Source organism: Vibrio sagamiensis NBRC 104589 (assembly GCF_007990935.1).
Lineage (GTDB): Bacteria > Pseudomonadota > Gammaproteobacteria > Enterobacterales > Vibrionaceae > Vibrio > Vibrio sagamiensis.
This window is the reverse complement of record NZ_BJXJ01000024.1, coordinates 14,078-31,114: the sequence shown is the minus strand read 5'-3', so window position 1 is coordinate 31,114 and position 17,037 is coordinate 14,078. Positions and strand designations below refer to the sequence as shown.

Below are 17,037 nucleotides of genomic sequence, written 5' to 3'. Positions count from 1 at the left end.
TTTAAGTAAAGGGATAGCTAATGGATTGGATACATACAGTTTATGAATTCACTCTCGGAGTTTACTTTGTATTATTGGTCGGAGGACTTTTTAGTTTACGCCAAGAGAGACAAAAGTAAAAAATTTAATCAGATTCGATTTAAAAATAAAAGAATTAATTACGTTGTCAGTGAATCTGTTATTTTTCTTCCATCCTTGATGGTAATAATTCTTTTTGTTCGTTGTGCTAAAGCATTATCGTGAGTCACCATGATTAACGTTCTACCCTGATCATGAAGTTGATGAAACAAAGCTTCGATCTCAGCACCTGACTTTGAGTCTAAAGCGCCTGTTGGCTCATCAGCAAAGATCATCTGTGGATCATTAACGAGTGCTCTCGCGATTGCAACTCTTTGCTTTTGCCCGCCAGACAGTTGATTAGGCTTATGATCGAGTCTATCCCCTAGCCCAACTTGTTTTAATGCTTCAGCCGCTCTTTGTCGTCGAATATTGGCTTTAATACCAGAATAGACCAAAGGTAAGGCGACGTTATCAAGTGCCGAGGCGTAATCCAGCAAGTTGAAACTTTGAAAAACAAAGCCAATATGTTGATTACGGATTCGAGCAAGTTCATTTGGATCAAGCTTTGCTACATTTTGACCATCCAATAAATAATCACCTTGCGTCGGGTTGTCCAAGCAGCCAAGCATATTCATTAAAGTTGATTTACCTGAACCTGACGGACCTAAAATGGACACAAACTCACCACGTTGAATTGTCAGGTCGACCCCGTCCAATGCTCGGACTTCAGTTTCACCACTCGAATAATATTTACAAATATTGGTCATTTTAACCAATGGACGTGATGTCATATGTATCTCCAATGTGGTTAATCACTTTGTAATGCATCTAAAGGGCTCACTTTCGCCGCCCGATCTGCTGGAAGCCATGCTGAAACAATACCAATAAGTGTCAGAGTAATAATGACAATAAAGACCACGAACCACGATAATTCGGGTACGGGTTTTCCAATCCGCTCGTAAAGCATGTTTCCATCTAAATTGACTGACTGAATAACAGACACAAAAAAGTAAGTTATGCCAAGGCCAATTAAGCCTCCCAGTGCCATTGTCATAATAGATTGAAGTAAATAATGCAGCCGAATAGCCGTTGGTGTCGCTCCTACAGCCATTCTTAATCCAATATCACGCGTGGCCCTTTTAACCGTTGCGTACATCACGTTCGCAATACCTACACCTGCAACCGCTAATGTAATAAAACCTATAATCCCAAGGAAGCTTTGTAAACCAACTAAGAATGACTGCATACTTTCTTGATTTAATAGCATATCTTCAATTTGCACAACCCGTTGGTCCAACACACTTGCTCCATTCTTACGTGCTATGGTTTGGCGTATTTTATTTGCCAGTTCAAGACGATCCGTATCCTCTGTAGGATTGATATTTATTGCAGAAAGATCGCCCTTAATATGAAAACGTTGCCAAGTGGTGAGTGGGACAAAACTCGAATAATTAATATCATACCCTTGCTCAATTTTGCCGCTGTTCTTCTGCAAAATACCAATTATCGTGAATTCTTCATCACCAATTTTCACTTTTTTGCCAACAGGATCAGTCTGCAAGGATTCTGTTTTAAACCAGTCAAAGTCGCTTTCTGAATTAAATAAGCTCGTCGCTAATGAATAGCCAATCACCATGACTTTCCGTTTTTGTTTCATGTCGCGTGGATTAAACCAGCGGCTGCCAGCTAATAATTTTAGGTGCGTCATCTCTTGGTAATTGATTGACACAGCGAGCGGCGTTTCCCATATTGTTCTATCGCCAAATGTGATGCGTTCTTCCCAGTTAGCTGAAGGCGCGACTTGGTCAATGTCTGGTAGCTCACTCAAAACCTTTACATCACTCATTAACAATTTAATTTTTTTTCCTTGATGTGCAGAACCATGATTAATACTGACCATACCGCTTGTTAGGTGCATAAGATTACCATTACCGTTTTTTACGGTGGTTAATACTCCTTGCCGAATACCTTCCCCAACCGCTAACATTACGGAAATGCTAACCGTGGCCCAAGCAACCGCCAAAATGGTCAATCCCAATCGGAGTTTCTCTGCGGCCATTTCTTGAAAAATTTGTCTCATTGGGAGCAACATAACGATTTATCCTCTTGCGCCTAATGCAATGACAGGGGTAAGACGCGAAGCTCTTCGAGCAGGAAAATACGCGGCCAGCAAAGCCAGTAATGATGTTAAAATCAAAGATTGTGCAATCGCCCCAAATGTAATAACTGGTGTTCCAGACCACTCTGGTAGACTGATCTGCGTCAATAATAAGACCGCAGCGTAAGCCAGTAATAGTCCCGTTAATGCACCAACAGCAACCAAAATCAGCCCTTCGAGTAAAAATTGAGCGAGAATCAGTCTTGGTGTAGCCCCTATCGCGAGTCTTACTCCAACTTCTCGTGTTCTGTCAGTGACAGACAAAAACATAATATTCGCCACGCCCAGTGCACCGACGGCTAAAGTCATCGCACCGCTTACTCCAAGGAAAAGTTGAATACCCCGCAAAATACTTTTGAAAATCGCAGTACTTCCAGCCAAGTCTGGCTGACGAATCGCTTCTCGATCACTGGGGTCAAAATGAAGGATCTTCGCCAAAAACTGCTCAATATTTTTCTGAAAAAGAGGGATATTACTGGGATCATAAGGCATGAGTAATAACATCCAAGGTGGGTTATCCCACATACTAAGATAGGTAGTGTTAGGAATAAATACCGCCCGGCTTGCCCCAAATGAATAGCCTGTATTTTTATTGCTTATGATACCAATCACACGAAATGGTACATGGTTAATCTGTATTTGATCGTTTATCTCAACTTGTCCCATAGCTGCAATTTGATTCCCTAATATTGCAACTCGAGTACGATTTAATATATCCGTCGGTGAAATATTACGCGAACCGGCTTTTAATTGACTTTGCATCAAGGGGAAGTAATTAGAATCGATACCACTTATACGTCGAGCAAACTTTAGCCCTTTCTTGTTTGTAATCTGACTGTCTGTTTGGCTATAAACCGCCGATACCTGTTGGACAAGTCCCGATTGTTCGAGTTGGTTTAAATGTTGTTGAGAAAAATTGATACGGCGCTTCTCAGGTAGGCCTTGCCACGTTTTACTGGTCGTTGAAGGAAAAACAAGTTGGGCATCACTTATCATGACAGAAAACGCTTTGCTTTGATGACGATAAAAACCTTCACCAATAGCCAGTAGCACCAATACTGATAAAACACCCCAGGTAATCGCAACAATAGCCAGTACGCTTTTGACACGATATGCAAACAATGTTTTCAGCGTTTGTTGCAACAAAGCGTTCATCATTGGAAAGCCATTGTAAGCAACTGGATAGCTTGTTCATCGAGCTTACCCACTGTATTGAGTAGATTAACTCTTTCACGCCAGTAACGGTTCAAGTTTATTTGTAAGCTATTTTTTGCTTCATAGAAACGATCATGTGCATTAATCACATCAGAAAGTTCAAGACGCCCAGCTTTGTATAACGTTTTTTTACTGTTCAGCACCTTCTCTCGCGATTTTACAAGTTCATAGGCAACCAATACCTGACTCCAGTTTAGGCCTACCTGAGAATAAGCCTGCATAACACGCTTTTTGATGTTAATTTCCACTTCTCGTAAACTTTGCTTAGCCATTAATAGGTTCAATGATGCTTCATCAACTCGCGCAGCCATTGAGCCATTTAAATCGAGGGGTAAATTTAAACTGACCCCCGCATTCAATTCTCCATGATCTTGAAGATCGCTATCATTATAACCAAGGCTACCTGTAACTTTAGGGTAGTACCCAGTCTCTGCGGATTCTTTAGCGATTTTACGGGCTTTTACTTTTTGTATTTCGACCAAAAGCTCTGGACTGTTGTCTTTAGCAAGTTTCAACCAAGCTTCTTGTTTTTCAACAAACATAGCAGGTGGCTTATCTATATTCGTTCGTATCAGATTTACTTTTTCGAAATCCTGATTCACTAAAGAAGAAAGCTCCGTATGTTTGATTAATAAATCCGCTTTCGCTGTAAGTACATTATTCTGACTCGCAAGGAGCGTTGCATTACTTTCTTCTACATCTACCGATTTTATTTTACCGGCAAGAAAGCGGGCTTGGATAATCTGGTGTAACTTCTTGCCATCTCGCAGTTTGGTTTTTGCTAATTCCAAACTACTTTGTGCACTTGCAACATCCAGATAAGCCTGAATCACCTTCAATGCTAAATTATTTTGAGCCTGTGTCAGCTCTAATTTAGATTGTAAATATTGAGCTTTGGCATGGTCCAGCTCTGACCACAAATTACTATCCCAAATATTTTGGCTAAGAGAGATGCCATAACGATTAGAGTCACCACCTGATTCACTCCAATTTTCAGATGCCGACACTTGAACGCTAGGTAACAGATTACTTTGGTACTGTTGAACAACCACTTCACTCCGTTTAACACCGAGCAATGATTTTTGATATGAAGGGGCAGTTACCTCAGCCCCCTTCCATGCTTCTTCAAGCGATAAGGCAAAGCTAGAAGTACTCAATGACACCATCATTATCACTAAGAAACTGTACCAAACTATAATAGGCTGTTTAATCATTGGTATGAGTATCCATCATGCTGCTATCAATAACGATTTCATTCAGCTCCAAACCTGATATTACTTCTACTCTGATGCCATCGGACAAGCCTAATTGTACCTCTTTCTTATAAAAACCTGATTGTGAGTTGTCTGGAATCAGTACATATGGGGTCTCACCATCAAATTGGAGTACTCTCTCTGGAATCGTTAAGACATCAATAGACTGTTGCAGAGTAATTTCGGCAGTAGAGGAGAAGCCAGAGCGTAATTCAATTCCTTCAGGTATGGTTAATTGTTCTACTTCCACTTCAAAACCATTTTCAAAACTTTTTGCTGAGCTAGCATCCTCAGGTGAATTGAGGGTCTCCGATTGGATGGCAACTTTACTTAACACACCCGTGAGCTTCTGATCAGGATAAGGCGCAACGGAGAGTGAAACGGGCATGTCTGGCGATAAAAGTGCGACATCTTGCTCACTCACACTCCCTTTAAAAATCAAATGATTCATATTCGCTAACGACATCATCTCTGTTGCGGCTTGACTAGACTGAGTCGAAATAATGGGCTCACCGACTTCCACTTTCTGATTGAGAACTGTGCCATCAATAGGTGCATAAATAGTTGAAGTTAAATGAGCCTCTCCCACAGAAGCTTCACCACTACGAATCAGTGCTAAGTTCTGTTTCTTTTGTAAAACATTCGCCTTTTCTGATTTGACTCGAGCCAGAGCGGTGACATATTCATCGTAGTTAGCAGGAATGATCCCCTGTTGTACTAGGCCTTCTAGATTGTGCAGTTTTTGCTTTGCAGACTCAAGTTCAGCTTCACTCCTCATTAAATCTGTTGAAGCATCAGTCAGTGATTGAGGGGTAGGATTTGGACGAACCTTGATTAAAGCTTGCCCCTGTTCGACTTTCTGACCGACTTCAACATAAACATCGCCGACAATACCGTCAATTTGAGATTTAATTGAAATGGAGTGTGCTGGTACGATGAATCCAACTGCAATAGCTTGTTTTTCAATCGTTCCTTTTTTAATAGTAACGGTTCGAAATGTGCTCTTTTCATTAAATGAAGGTAGATAGGAATAAATTCCAATACCTAATAAGCTGAAAATTAAAGCAAAGATAATCCAAGATTTAGGCATGAATGATTCCATTGATGATGATTTCAAGTCGGATCATTAAAGCAGTATCTAAGCTAACAAAGTAGTAATAGACCTCTCTAACTTTATTAATAATATCAAAAAATCACTAGAAATAATCAATGAAAAAGATATATTTTATATAATGTGCTTATCTATACAAAAATAAGCTGTAAATTATTTATGAATTAACTTCACGGCTCAAAAGATGTTAGTCTATTAAAACACTATTTTTCTATAAATCTTTTGTTTTGGAGTTAATGATTCACTATGATCATCAAAAAAGTAAAGTGTAAAGACTAGGTAATACGATACGCTCTAATTCTGATTTTTTATTTCGATATAACCTAAAGCAGTTAAACTCAATATAAAAAATAATCATAATTTGTGACACAGATTGAAACGGCATCACAAATAGTCAACAGTAGCTATAGATTTAAAAGAATACAAATTTAGGTGTTATTATCTTCTTGCTGAACTTTTTCAGCGTACTCAGCTCGAATTTGCTGGGCAACTATTTTTATTGCTTCACCTGTACTCGTACCAGCTTGCATCAACTGTTGGATTTTTTCGACCGCTTTTTGTTGCTCTTGGTGCGAAAGAGGGGGTAAATCATCAAACATTAACAAAACCTCATCATAAAGTTTAGAGACTATAACGATTCAACCTCTAAGCCGCAAGTAAAGGTAGAGTTATAAATGAGCTAATCGCTAAATCATTGTACAGAAATTTAAATGAAATTGAGTTAATTATCATTTATCAAGCTTTCATCTGGTACCTGTTTAGAAACATTAAATGTCCGGCTAATGGTTTGTGCCTGCTCTACACTTATATTGCCTTGCCAACGACGGCTGCTTATTGTCAACGCTAAAACATAACGTGAGTGCGGTACATCATTAACTGGTAGTGATGTAGGATAGTTTGATTTATAGTTTTTTTTCCAAACTTCTTCAAATTCTCCATTTTTATAGTCGAAAAGTGACATTTCTAGTTCTGGTAATGGACAAAATGAATTGATCAATACACTCTTTTCAACTTTCCAGCTATCGTTCGATGTCCAGCGCACATAAAGAGATGAATTCGACATTCCCAAGATCACCCACGCACGATAAGCTTGGAAATCTCCATTCTTAATTGTTAAATGATACAAACCAGGTTCGAGTCGACCTGATATGTTGTAGTGCTTTAAATACGTTTTTAGACCGTAGTCTTGATCTTTATCACCTACAGGTTCTTTTTCATAATTAAACAGGCTATCAGAGGAGATAGACTCTTCAAACCAACGTTCAAAGATGATTTCTTCAATCTCTTTTGTTGTTCTAACTTCAATAACAATTTTATAGGAATCTCTACCAGGGCTTTGTATCGTTTGATGAACAATATTGACTCCCTTTAGCCAATCGGGAAATTCAGGAGAGGTTAAAGATTGTCCACAATCTTTTGTTAAAGACTGCGTAAGTAAATCATTAAGATGAGAACCTAATTTAGCATCTGGCTGACGTTGTAGTAATTCGACAAGATCATCAAACATATCCCCTAACTCGTCTTCAAGGAGATCCTTATGAGCCCGTTCTAGAGGTGAATTTGATTGAAACCAGTCCACAGAGTGAGCTGGTTTGATGGAAATCAATACAAGTAATAACGCAATTAATAGCTTCATTATATGTTACTTATGACTTCATTTTGTAGCCAACACCACGTAATGTCTCTATCTCCAAGCCTGGTAATTTCTGACGAAGTTGAAGAACATGCGTATCAACAGTACGAGTGGTTGGGAAATGGTTATAGCCCCAGACATGATCAAGTAATTCATCTCGTGTAAATACTCTACCAAGATTAGAGGCTAAAAACAGCAACAGATCAAACTCTGTTCTAGTTAAAGTCACTGGATTACCGTTGAAAATAACTTCACGTGTTGCTCGGTTAATCTCCAACCCTTTGGTAACAACTTTGTCGGATGCATCTATACCTTCAGAATCAGGAGAACGAAGCTGAGCACGAACTCTCGCTAACAATTCCGCTTCTGCAAAAGGTTTTGTTAAGTAATCGTTTGCACCCGAGTCTAAACCTGTGACCTTATCTTTAATAGTTACAAGTGCAGTTAATAAAATAACTGGAATATCCTTGATTTTTTTCCACTTAGGTAATGACAAGATAGAGTCGCCATCAGGCAACTGTCGATCCAATATAACTAAATCAGCCTTCTTCCACTCAGGCTCTACATCTGAAATCCGCTCTACATGTATACATTCAAAGCCAGCCTGTTCTAAGCTCACAAGCAGGCCATCGGCCAAGTTTCTATCATCCTCAACGAGAAGCAGCGTCTGTTTCACAAGGTATCTCCAAAGTAAAAGTGGTTGGCGGACCCGCTAAGTGCATTTTTCCACCCATGCGACCTACCATCGATTCAACAATTGTTAAGCCCAAACCTAAACCGGTTGTACTAACAAAAGGTTTTCTTAAATTTTGCCAATCTTTTTCGGTCAAATTACCAGCATCTTTGACTTGAATAATAATTTTTTCAGCACTGGTTTGTATTCGTAATTCAACGGGTGCAATCCCATACTTGATAGCGTTTTTCAACAAGTTATCAATGCATGTTCCTAACCAATACACATTAACTTTAGCAGCAACATCATTATTTATGTTTAAAGTTACTGAACCATTGAATTCTTCTTCAATTTTATATTCTAGCCATTCTTCAACAGATTGAACCCATTCTGATGCAAGCATTTGGTTATCTGATTGTAAATAATCTTTACTTGCTTCAGCTAATTGTCTTAATCGACGCGTATCTTCACATAACCGACGAAACTCTTCATATAGATTTTCTGGTAAGTGTTCAAACTCTCTACGGAACCCTTCAACTGTTAAGGAAAGAGAAGCAATGGGTGTTCGAAGTTCATGTGTGAGAATTTGCAAAACAAGCATTCGACTACGTAATTCTTCACGTTTACTATTCCACCGGTATAAAGACCAACCGATAACCAAAAGTATATTAGCTATAACTAATACTAAAATACCGATTTGTAGTAAAACTGAATGGTCTTCTAAGTCCCAACAGATATTACCTCGTTTTACAAAACAGTGGTTACTCTCCGATGAAAGTTGGTAGGATAATCCCGCTTCACTGACTTTTGGTCCCCAAACTTTTTTCGGGAATACGAAGTAATGATCACCATGCAATAACCATAAGAATTGACCCTCAATGAACATACTCGCCCTTCTAATAAAGGCGTTAATAGTATCTTCATCCATGTTTTTTAAACTGGTCAACAAACGATTTTTTTTATTATTGGGACGCTCCTTGATATGCATAAATTTGAACATCTGTTCCTTGCTATCAGGGAATACTTTTATATAACGCGCCGCATAAGTCCCACCTCCAGGATGAATGAGACCACTTCTTTTAAACCAACTCGGGGTTAATTTCTTTGAATTACACATAGCCCGAGTAAAAACTAGCGGCTCGGTTATAGACTGATCCAGTGGGAGTTTACCACGACATGTCTGCGAAAGCCGATAAAGGAGTTGAATTTCTTTTAGTGGGTAGTCCGCAGTCTGAGGAAGCATTGAATCAGGTGAAATTAACTTAGTAGGAAAAGTTAAACGCAATTCACGAGTATCATACGACCAGTTCGCTATTTGATAATTGAATAGCGCTTTAAACTTGTCAATACGTTCAGGTAATGTATTAGCAATCGCTGCTGTAGAGAGTAAAGACAGCATCAATGTAGAACGTTGTAAAAACTGTTTAATCAAACTTTTACCGATAGTTATGTTTGTACGGGAATATACATCAAGATAAATCTAAAAGTCATTATTTTGCTTAAGGCTTTACAGTACTATTACATTAATAGTATACAAAAAAGACCAGCATTTGCTGGTCTTAATGATTAAATTGCCTATAATTTTTTTTTTACATTATAAAGCTTTCAAAATAGCGTCTACTGTATTTTTAGCATCACCAAATAACATTGATGTATTCTCTTTAAAAAACAGTGGGTTTTGAACACCAGCATATCCTGTGTTCATTGAACGTTTAAAGACAATAACATTTTGTGCATTCCAAACTTCAAGAACAGGCATACCTGCAATTGGACTGTTTGGATCTTCTAATGCTGCTGGGTTAACCGTATCATTTGCCCCAATAACAAGTACCGTATCTGTATTTGGAAAGTCATCATTGATCTCATCCATTTCTAGAACGATATCGTAAGGAACTTTTGCTTCAGCTAAAAGTACATTCATATGTCCAGGGAGACGACCCGCAACAGGGTGAATACCAAAGCGAACATTAATCCCTTGTGCACGAAGTTTTTCTGTAATTTCATGAACGGGATATTGCGCTTGAGCAACCGCCATACCGTATCCAGGGGTAATAATAACTGATTTAGAGTTTTTCAGCATATCGGCGACGTCTTCTGCATTCACTTCTGTATACTCGCCCTGCTCTTGAGCATCCGAAATCACGACATCTTGGCCGAAGCCGCCTGCTATAACACTGATAAATGAACGATTCATTGCTTTACACATGATGTACGAAAGAATGGCACCAGACGAACCAACTAACGCGCCTGTAACAATCAGCAAGTCATTAGCCAGCATAAACCCTGCCGCAGCCGCAGCCCAACCTGAATAAGAGTTCAGCATAGATACGACCACAGGCATATCTGCTCCACCAATAGACGCGACGAGATGGTAGCCAAAAACAAATGCGATGAGCGTCATAACCACTAACGCCATCATATTGCCATCAGCGTTGACAAAATAAACCATTAACCAAGCCGAAATAATAAGGATCGCAAGATTCATCTTATGTTTATGAGGTAAATTTAATGGTGAAGAAGAAATAATTCCACGCAGCTTTCCAAACGCCACGACTGAACCAGTAAAGGTTATTGCCCCAATAAACACACCTAAAAAGACTTCAACTAAATGAATAACATGCTCGGCATGAATCTCTGTAAGCTCCGTAGAAACTGGAGCTGGTGGCGCTAAGTAGCTGTTGTAACCAACCAGAACAGCAGCCATACCAACAAAGCTGTGTAAGATAGCTACCAGTTCTGGCATTTCAGTCATTTCGACTTTTTTTGCATAATGGATACCAATAGCACCACCTATCACCATAGCAATGATAATCCAAGCAAAGCCTTCAGCATTGGGGCTAAAAATGGTCGCGAGTAACGCAATGACCATGCCTGCGATCCCGAAATAATTACCTCTTCGAGCAGATTCTTGCTTTGAGAGGCCCGCAAGACTTAGGATGAAAAATAATGCAGCGACGATATACGCTGCCTGTACTAAACCAAAAGACATAATGACTCCTATTATTTGTCTTTGCGGAACATTTCAAGCATGCGTTTAGTAACCGTAAAGCCACCAAATATATTAATACTTGCAATAAGAACAGCAATGAATGATAGGAAGGTCACGACGCCATTCCCTTGACCAATTTGTAATAACGCCCCTACAACAATAATTCCAGAGATTGCGTTGGTCACCGACATTAATGGAGTGTGAAGAGCATGTGTCACATTCCAAACAACGTAATAACCCACAACACACGCTAGAACAAATACAGTAAAATGAGACAAGAATGCAGCTGGAGCAACTGAAGCAATCCATCCAAATGCGCCAAGCCCCAAGGCTAAACATGCGATTTTCTTAGTAGGTGAAGTCGGTTCTGATTTTTTGGGGTCTTTTTTTATTGGTGCTTGTGACTCTACTTGTGGTTGAGCAGAAACCTGAATTGGAGGCGCTGGCCAAGTAATGTCTCCAGCTTTGATCACCGTGACACCTCTTATGACAACATCATCAAAATCGATATCGATCTTGCCATCTTTATCTTTACAAAGAAGTTTAAGTAGATTGACCAGATTCGTAGCATACAGTTGTGAAGATTGAGTCGGTAAACGACCCACCATATCGGTATAGCCGATAATCTTTACGCCGTTTGCAGTTGTGATTACTTGATCTTTGATCGTATATTCGCAGTTACCACCGTTGGCTGCCGCAAGATCGACAATAACGCTGCCTGCTTTCATGCTATCGACCATCTCTTTAGTAATCAATATTGGCGCAGGCTTTCCAGGAATAAGTGCAGTTGTAATAATAATATCAACATCTTTTGCCTGATCTGCATACAGCTCAGCCGCCTTATTGTTGAAATCATCTGACATTTCTTTGGCGTAACCATCACCAGAACCCGCCTCTTCTTTGAAATCGACAGTAAGAAATTCTGCGCCCATCGATTCAACTTGCTCTTTTACTTCGGGTCGAACATCAAATGCTCTAACAAGCGCACCTAAGCTTCCTGCAGCACCAATTGCTGCCAATCCGGCAACGCCAGCGCCAGCGACCAGGACTTTTGCTGGAGGGACTTTACCTGCTGCTGTAATTTGACCAGTAAAAAAACGGCCAAATTCGTGAGCTGCTTCCACAACAGCACGATAACCAGCAATATTTGCCATGGATGACAGAGCATCTAATGCTTGTGCTCTGGAAATACGTGGTACTGAATCCATAGCAAGAACATTGATATTCTTGGAAGAAAGTTGCTCCATCAACTGTGTATTTTGAGCTGGCCAAATAAAACTAATGAGTGTCGCTTCTTCTTGCAATTGTTCAATCTCATCAATCTCAATTTCTGGATTCACTATGGGTGCATTCACTTTTAAGATGATTTCTGAAGCCCAAACCTCTTCCTTTGTGGACACTTTTGCACCAGCAGATTCATAGGCAATATCATCAAAACTAGCAAGTAAACCAGCCTTTGATTCGATTACAACATCGAATCCTAATTTGATTAACTGCTCAACCGATTTTGGCGAGGCAGCTACTCGCGTTTCTCCCGCAAGTATTTCTTTAGGAACACCAATTTGCAAAACGCATACTCCTTGTATACATATGGCCATCATTTATAAAATCTGGTCAATTACAACCATTTTTTAAGGTAAAAAACTAAAAGAGCCATTAGCATATACGCTAATGGCTCTCTTTGAGATGATACGAATCAAATTGCAACAATTTCTTAGCTGAAGATGCTATCACCCATTTGATCAATAAACATTTTTGACTTTTTAAGCATTAAATCATTGGCATCTTGTTTTGTTGCTAAAAGATCAGAGCGAATGAAATGATGTGACTTTATTGCGCCATCCAACTGTTTTTCAATGCGCCCTGCAACTCGGTATTGCCCACCTTCCAAAATACTTTCTTGAAAGATAAAGTAGCCTTTGTATTCTTCTGGTTCGGTCACCTTCATTATCGATTTGTTTGAATTAGTCTTAAATAAACGAGAAAAAAATCCCACACTTCCCTCCAGATAATTTTTGTCCTTACAAGGATACTTTTGTTAAGTATCACAAACAAAAGCAGCACACAATACAGGATAGGATACTGGTGGAAAATAATCGCCAAACAGCCCACCTTAGAACTTACGATTTATACTTTAAATTTATTCTTATAATTCAAGAGATTAAATTTATTTTGAACTATTTATAAAAGAGATATAGCGCCTCATTGGCCCGATTTTTTCTCCGGTCATACTCGATAAACTTTACTGCATTATCAATTCAAATTGAGGCAATGTATTTAAATTGAGCAAGCTTATGCACTAGTAATGAAGTAAGAAAATCAATATCAACCTGAATATATAATTTAAGTTAAAGCTAAACAAACTATAGCGGCAGGGGGTACTTCTTACAAAATCTAACCAACGAGTGTTTCCATATAGCTATATACTTCTGTACTAATTTACATCAACCTTCTCCCTTAATCATATTTTATTCCTGTAATTTAATAACTGTATAGCAATTTCTTCCCCGAGATTTTGACTGGTATAACGCTTTATCAGCCATTGAATAAACATATGAAATGTTCTCTTTGCCTGTTGGTTGAAATGCGAATACACCCTGTGACGCTGTAACAATAGTTGAAACTCTAGAGTATACATGAGGGTAATCTAATGAAAGTAGCGCTTGATTGGCTCGTATCGCTTCTTTCTCAGCCGTTTCATGGTTGGTACTGCTAAATAACAAAATAAATTCTTCTCCACCGTAACGACCAACAAACTCTCCAGCTCTACAAAACGTTGCTTTAAGCTGCTGTGCAATGGCTTGTAAACAGAGATCTCCTTCAATATGACCATAATTATCATTAAAGGACTTAAAAAAATCGATATCAATGAGGATTATTGCCATAGGAATTCGGTGACGACCATGCCAAGCAATCATAGCTTTTAACTGTGTATCGATATATCGACGATTGTAAATCTTGGTCAAACCATCTTCATTTGCTTGCTGCTGAAGTAAAACGTTCATTGCGTCTAATTTTCTTGTTACTCGATTAAGCTCTCTTCGCATTAAAGCAATTCTTTGCATTGCCATTAATTTAGAGTTCAACACTAAGTTATCTACTGGTTTGATAAGATAATCGTCACCACCAGCAGCAATGGCTTTGGCAATTGTTTCAGGTTCATCGTAACTGCTGAGGAAGATGATCGGCACCCAATCTGGGAATTTCTGTCTCACTCTTAATGAAACTTCGAACCCTGTCATATTTGGCATAGCAATATCGAGAAGGATCAGCTCTGGATTAAAACTCTCATATATATCAAGAGCTTCCTGCCCACTACTCACAGCTTCAACATCATGCCCTTGCTGTTGTAACCTTATTGCCAATTGCTTTCTATCAATTTTGATATCATCAACTAAAAGAATGCGCATGGCAGTTCCTGTTGGATACATGTCAGTCTCACAATATTTTATTTACATTATTAAAAGTAAACCATTGCATGATGTTTGTATTATTCTTTCACAAAATAAATGCTATATTTTTGTTCACTAGCCATTGAGTGAATCTTTTACCATTAGCTTATGGTAGATATTTAATGTATTTGGGATTAATATTCCCGCTTTTTGTAATGAGAACGATACCATGTCAGAAGTCACGAAGAACGAAGCAAGCACCAAAGTTGATCTTGCAACAATTTCACCTGAGTTAAGAAAAGTCATCGAGTTTGACGAAGTGCCAGAAGAAATGTTCGCTATGGTAGTGTCCATTCATGAAGTTTCAGAAGAGGCCGTTCGTGAATCTTGGGATAGCATGCCAGCAAGCGCTCAGAATATTTTGGACAACTTTGAACAGTTCCACGCACTCGTATCAGTTGGACAAGCATTCGCCGGCATTAATGTGATGGAAGAGTTTCCAACCTTAAATTTACCTGAAAGTATGAGCGACGAAGATAAGGAAGATTACCGTGCCCAACTCCTTGATAATGTATTACATAACTGTGTAAAAGATATGGTTAAGCAAGTAAAGAAAGCACGCCGAGATCCATTACTCAAACGTGAATTTAAAGACGTATTTGCCAAATAATCTACTGGGATTACAACCTAACGTAATGTGAAAAACGTCGTGCTTTAATACATGACGTTTTTGTTTAAATAGAATCAACCTTGACAGGTAGAACGTGAGTCTTGGAGATTGATCGCAACTCCCTTTACTTGTACATAAACCTTATTTCCTACCTGCAAATTTAAGTCAGCAACAGCCCACTTGGTTAGGTTAGCAGACATGTAACATGAATGAGCCAATTCAAGTAACACCGTCACACTGTGTGATTCCTTACTACACCCTGCCCCTACTATAGAAGTCACCTCACCTAGAAGCACATTTCGAATTGAAGTAGCACCTGGTTTTTCCAGTGAAATAGAAACATCACTTGAACGCACTTGTAAACGGATAAAAGACCCCAGTTTTGCTTCTATCCTCTGAACCCACAAAAAAACTTCAGGGCCAAATTCAACTTTTGTCATAGCATAGGTATCGTTTTGCTCTATTACTTTACCTTGAAAAAAGTTGCTATGTTCATTGAATGATTGCCATGGCAGCATCTCTTTCGAGCTCCAAACCTTTTCCAAAGGGCCAGAAGTAGTAATTCGACCATGATCTAGGATCGATAAATGATTTGAAAGGCGAGCGATTTCTTGCAAGCTATGTGAAACATAAACAATCGGTATATTGACAGTATGAGAAAGTTCCTCCAAGAATGGTAAGATCTCTCTTTTACGTGGTAAGTCCAATGAAGCTAGTGGTTCATCCATTAATAGCAAATCAGGTTTCGATAATAGTGCCCTGGCTATCGCAACCCGTTGTTTTTCTCCTCCAGAAAGTGAAATGGGAAAACGGTTAAGAAGTGAATCGATAGCAAGAAGTTTTACGATAGTATCAAAATATTGCTTGTCCTCCTTAATCATACCGTATAGAAGGTTACCTCTAACAGAATAATGAGGAAACAAACGTGAATCTTGGAAAACATAACCAATATTTCGTTTGTGAATGGGTAAATTAATGCCCTGCTGACTATCAAATAAGATATGTTCTCCAATGCTAACTTGTCCTTCAGATGGTGTCATCAAGCCACTAATAACATTAATAATGGTTGTTTTACCAGCACCTGAACGGCCAAATAATGCGCTTATCCCCTGTCGAGGCAAGGTTAAGTCAATGTCAAAAACAGCATCAGAAAATGACTGTTTAAATCGAATTTTGATGCTCATTTTATTTCTCCTAGGCAGCGCATAGCCTTACGACTCAGCCATTCGGAGATCATTAAGCTAGAAAGTGCTAGAACAATAGAAATAATACATAAACGAGCTGCCTCCATCTCTGCCCCAGGAGTTTCGATAAAATTATACATAGCTAATGGAATTGTTTGTGTTTCACCTGGGATATTGGAAACAAAGCTTATTGTCGCTCCAAACTCCCCAAGGCTGCGAGCAAAGGCAAGCATAGTGCCAGTAATGATACCAGGAATTGTAAGTGGTAAAGTAATGGTGAAAAAAACTTTGACTGGCGATGCACCAAGTGTAGCAGCCGCATACTCCAGTTTAGGGTCAACACTATCAAGACTCAAACGTATCGAGCGTACCATCAGAGGTAGAGCAACGACCATACATGCAACGACTGCGCCTTTCCAGTTGAAGCTAAAAATCAAACCAAAATGCTCATAAAGCCAATGACCAATTATACCGTTCTTTCCTAGGGTTATAAGCAAAAGATAACCAATAACTACAGGGGGTAAAACAAGTGGTAAATGAACCAGACTATCTAGGATTGACTTTCCTATAAATTCAGTTCGTGAAAGTAACCAAGCTAAACCTATACCGAGCGGTATGAGCCATAAAATGGTATAAAATCCGACTTTCAAGCTTAACATTAATGCTTGAGATTCAAGTTCTGTCACTCTTAATGGCCTT

Annotated in this window: 16 protein-coding genes; 1 reads left to right on the top strand and 15 read right to left on the bottom strand. The window is 39.0% G+C overall.

The annotated features are described in order from the left end of the window. Positions 1-158: 158 nt before the first annotated feature. The 13 genes from VSA01S_RS12645 to VSA01S_RS12585 form a co-directional block, all read right to left on the bottom strand. A complete protein-coding gene (locus VSA01S_RS12645) occupies positions 159-851 on the bottom strand; it encodes an ABC transporter ATP-binding protein (protein WP_039982871.1) in 693 nt (230 codons plus the stop codon). Positions 852-868: 17 nt separating this feature from the next. Beyond that, positions 869-2,152 carry an ABC transporter permease gene (locus VSA01S_RS12640; RefSeq protein WP_039982869.1) on the bottom strand — a complete coding sequence of 428 codons (1,284 nt, stop codon included), beginning with the start codon at positions 2,150-2,152 and terminating at the stop codon, positions 869-871. A gap of 6 nt (positions 2,153-2,158) precedes the next feature. Then, entirely contained in the window at positions 2,159-3,373 is a 1,215-nt protein-coding gene (locus VSA01S_RS12635; protein ID WP_039982875.1) for an ABC transporter permease, read from the bottom strand. Further along, positions 3,373-4,647, bottom strand: a complete 1,275-nt coding sequence (locus tag VSA01S_RS12630) for a TolC family protein (RefSeq protein WP_039982868.1) — start codon at positions 4,645-4,647, stop codon at positions 3,373-3,375. The genes VSA01S_RS12635 and VSA01S_RS12630 overlap by 1 nt, the downstream gene beginning before the upstream one ends. After that, entirely contained in the window at positions 4,640-5,776 is a 1,137-nt protein-coding gene (locus tag VSA01S_RS12625; protein WP_039982866.1) for an efflux RND transporter periplasmic adaptor subunit, read from the bottom strand. The genes VSA01S_RS12630 and VSA01S_RS12625 overlap by 8 nt, the downstream gene beginning before the upstream one ends. Positions 5,777-6,225: 449 nt before the next feature. Then, a complete protein-coding gene (locus VSA01S_RS12620; protein ID WP_083932274.1) occupies positions 6,226-6,396 on the bottom strand; it encodes a YoaH family protein in 171 nt (56 codons plus the stop codon). 122 nt (positions 6,397-6,518) lie between these two features. Further along, positions 6,519-7,433, bottom strand: a complete 915-nt coding sequence (locus tag VSA01S_RS12615; RefSeq protein WP_039982027.1) for a DUF2861 family protein — start codon at positions 7,431-7,433, stop codon at positions 6,519-6,521. Between the two features lie 10 nt (positions 7,434-7,443). Next, a complete protein-coding gene (vxrB, locus tag VSA01S_RS12610; RefSeq protein ID WP_039982026.1) occupies positions 7,444-8,106 on the bottom strand; it encodes a response regulator transcription factor VxrB in 663 nt (220 codons plus the stop codon). Then, positions 8,081-9,502: a sensor histidine kinase VxrA gene (gene vxrA, locus VSA01S_RS12605; protein ID WP_083932275.1), complete on the bottom strand. Its 1,422-nt coding sequence runs from the start codon at positions 9,500-9,502 to the stop codon at positions 8,081-8,083. Before vxrA ends, vxrB begins: the two co-directional genes overlap by 26 nt. 195 nt (positions 9,503-9,697) lie before the next feature. Next, the gene (gene pntB, locus VSA01S_RS12600; protein WP_039982024.1) at positions 9,698-11,092 is read right to left on the bottom strand and encodes a Re/Si-specific NAD(P)(+) transhydrogenase subunit beta; all 1,395 of its coding nucleotides are present in this window, start codon (positions 11,090-11,092) and stop codon (positions 9,698-9,700) included. Between the two features lie 11 nt (positions 11,093-11,103). Continuing rightward, positions 11,104-12,660, bottom strand: a complete 1,557-nt coding sequence (locus tag VSA01S_RS12595; RefSeq protein WP_039982023.1) for a Re/Si-specific NAD(P)(+) transhydrogenase subunit alpha — start codon at positions 12,658-12,660, stop codon at positions 11,104-11,106. A 146-nt stretch (positions 12,661-12,806) separates the two neighbouring features. Beyond that, positions 12,807-13,088: an HlyU family transcriptional regulator gene (locus VSA01S_RS12590; protein WP_039982022.1), complete on the bottom strand. Its 282-nt coding sequence runs from the start codon at positions 13,086-13,088 to the stop codon at positions 12,807-12,809. Positions 13,089-13,560: 472 nt separating this feature from the next. Then, complete coding sequence (locus VSA01S_RS12585; RefSeq protein ID WP_039982021.1) at positions 13,561-14,523, bottom strand: GGDEF domain-containing response regulator; 963 nt, start codon at positions 14,521-14,523, stop codon at positions 13,561-13,563. Between the two features lie 190 nt (positions 14,524-14,713). Here VSA01S_RS12585 and VSA01S_RS12580 point away from each other — a divergent pair, with 190 nt between their 5' ends. Beyond that, positions 14,714-15,154, top strand: coding sequence for a DUF3069 domain-containing protein (locus VSA01S_RS12580; RefSeq protein ID WP_039982020.1), 441 nt, complete (start codon positions 14,714-14,716; stop codon positions 15,152-15,154). 74 nt (positions 15,155-15,228) lie between these two features. On the opposite strand, the gene modC is transcribed toward VSA01S_RS12580, so the two are convergent. Further along, positions 15,229-16,338: a molybdenum ABC transporter ATP-binding protein ModC gene (gene modC, locus VSA01S_RS12575; protein ID WP_039982019.1), complete on the bottom strand. Its 1,110-nt coding sequence runs from the start codon at positions 16,336-16,338 to the stop codon at positions 15,229-15,231. Further along, complete coding sequence (modB, locus tag VSA01S_RS12570; protein WP_039982018.1) at positions 16,335-17,024, bottom strand: molybdate ABC transporter permease subunit; 690 nt, start codon at positions 17,022-17,024, stop codon at positions 16,335-16,337. Before modB ends, modC begins: the two co-directional genes overlap by 4 nt. Positions 17,025-17,037: the final 13 nt, after the last annotated feature.

Excerpts from the sequence above, each read along its gene's own strand:
- VSA01S_RS12645 (WP_039982871.1), bottom strand. The coding sequence starts at position 851 with ATGACATCACGTCCATTGGTTAAAATGACCAATATTTGTAAATATTAT.
- VSA01S_RS12640 (WP_039982869.1), bottom strand. The coding sequence starts at position 2,152 with ATGTTGCTCCCAATGAGACAAATTTTTCAAGAAATGGCCGCAGAGAAA.
- VSA01S_RS12635 (WP_039982875.1), bottom strand. The coding sequence starts at position 3,373 with ATGAACGCTTTGTTGCAACAAACGCTGAAAACATTGTTTGCATATCGT.
- VSA01S_RS12630 (WP_039982868.1), bottom strand. The coding sequence starts at position 4,647 with ATGATTAAACAGCCTATTATAGTTTGGTACAGTTTCTTAGTGATAATG.
- VSA01S_RS12625 (WP_039982866.1), bottom strand. The coding sequence starts at position 5,776 with ATGCCTAAATCTTGGATTATCTTTGCTTTAATTTTCAGCTTATTAGGT.
- VSA01S_RS12620 (WP_083932274.1), bottom strand. The coding sequence starts at position 6,396 with ATGTTTGATGATTTACCCCCTCTTTCGCACCAAGAGCAACAAAAAGCG.
- VSA01S_RS12615 (WP_039982027.1), bottom strand. The coding sequence starts at position 7,433 with ATGAAGCTATTAATTGCGTTATTACTTGTATTGATTTCCATCAAACCA.
- vxrA (WP_083932275.1), bottom strand. The coding sequence starts at position 9,502 with ATGCTGTCTTTACTCTCTACAGCAGCGATTGCTAATACATTACCTGAA.
- pntB (WP_039982024.1), bottom strand. The coding sequence starts at position 11,092 with ATGTCTTTTGGTTTAGTACAGGCAGCGTATATCGTCGCTGCATTATTT.
- VSA01S_RS12585 (WP_039982021.1), bottom strand. The coding sequence starts at position 14,523 with ATGTATCCAACAGGAACTGCCATGCGCATTCTTTTAGTTGATGATATC.
- VSA01S_RS12580 (WP_039982020.1), top strand. The coding sequence starts at position 14,714 with ATGTCAGAAGTCACGAAGAACGAAGCAAGCACCAAAGTTGATCTTGCA.
- modC (WP_039982019.1), bottom strand. The coding sequence starts at position 16,338 with ATGAGCATCAAAATTCGATTTAAACAGTCATTTTCTGATGCTGTTTTT.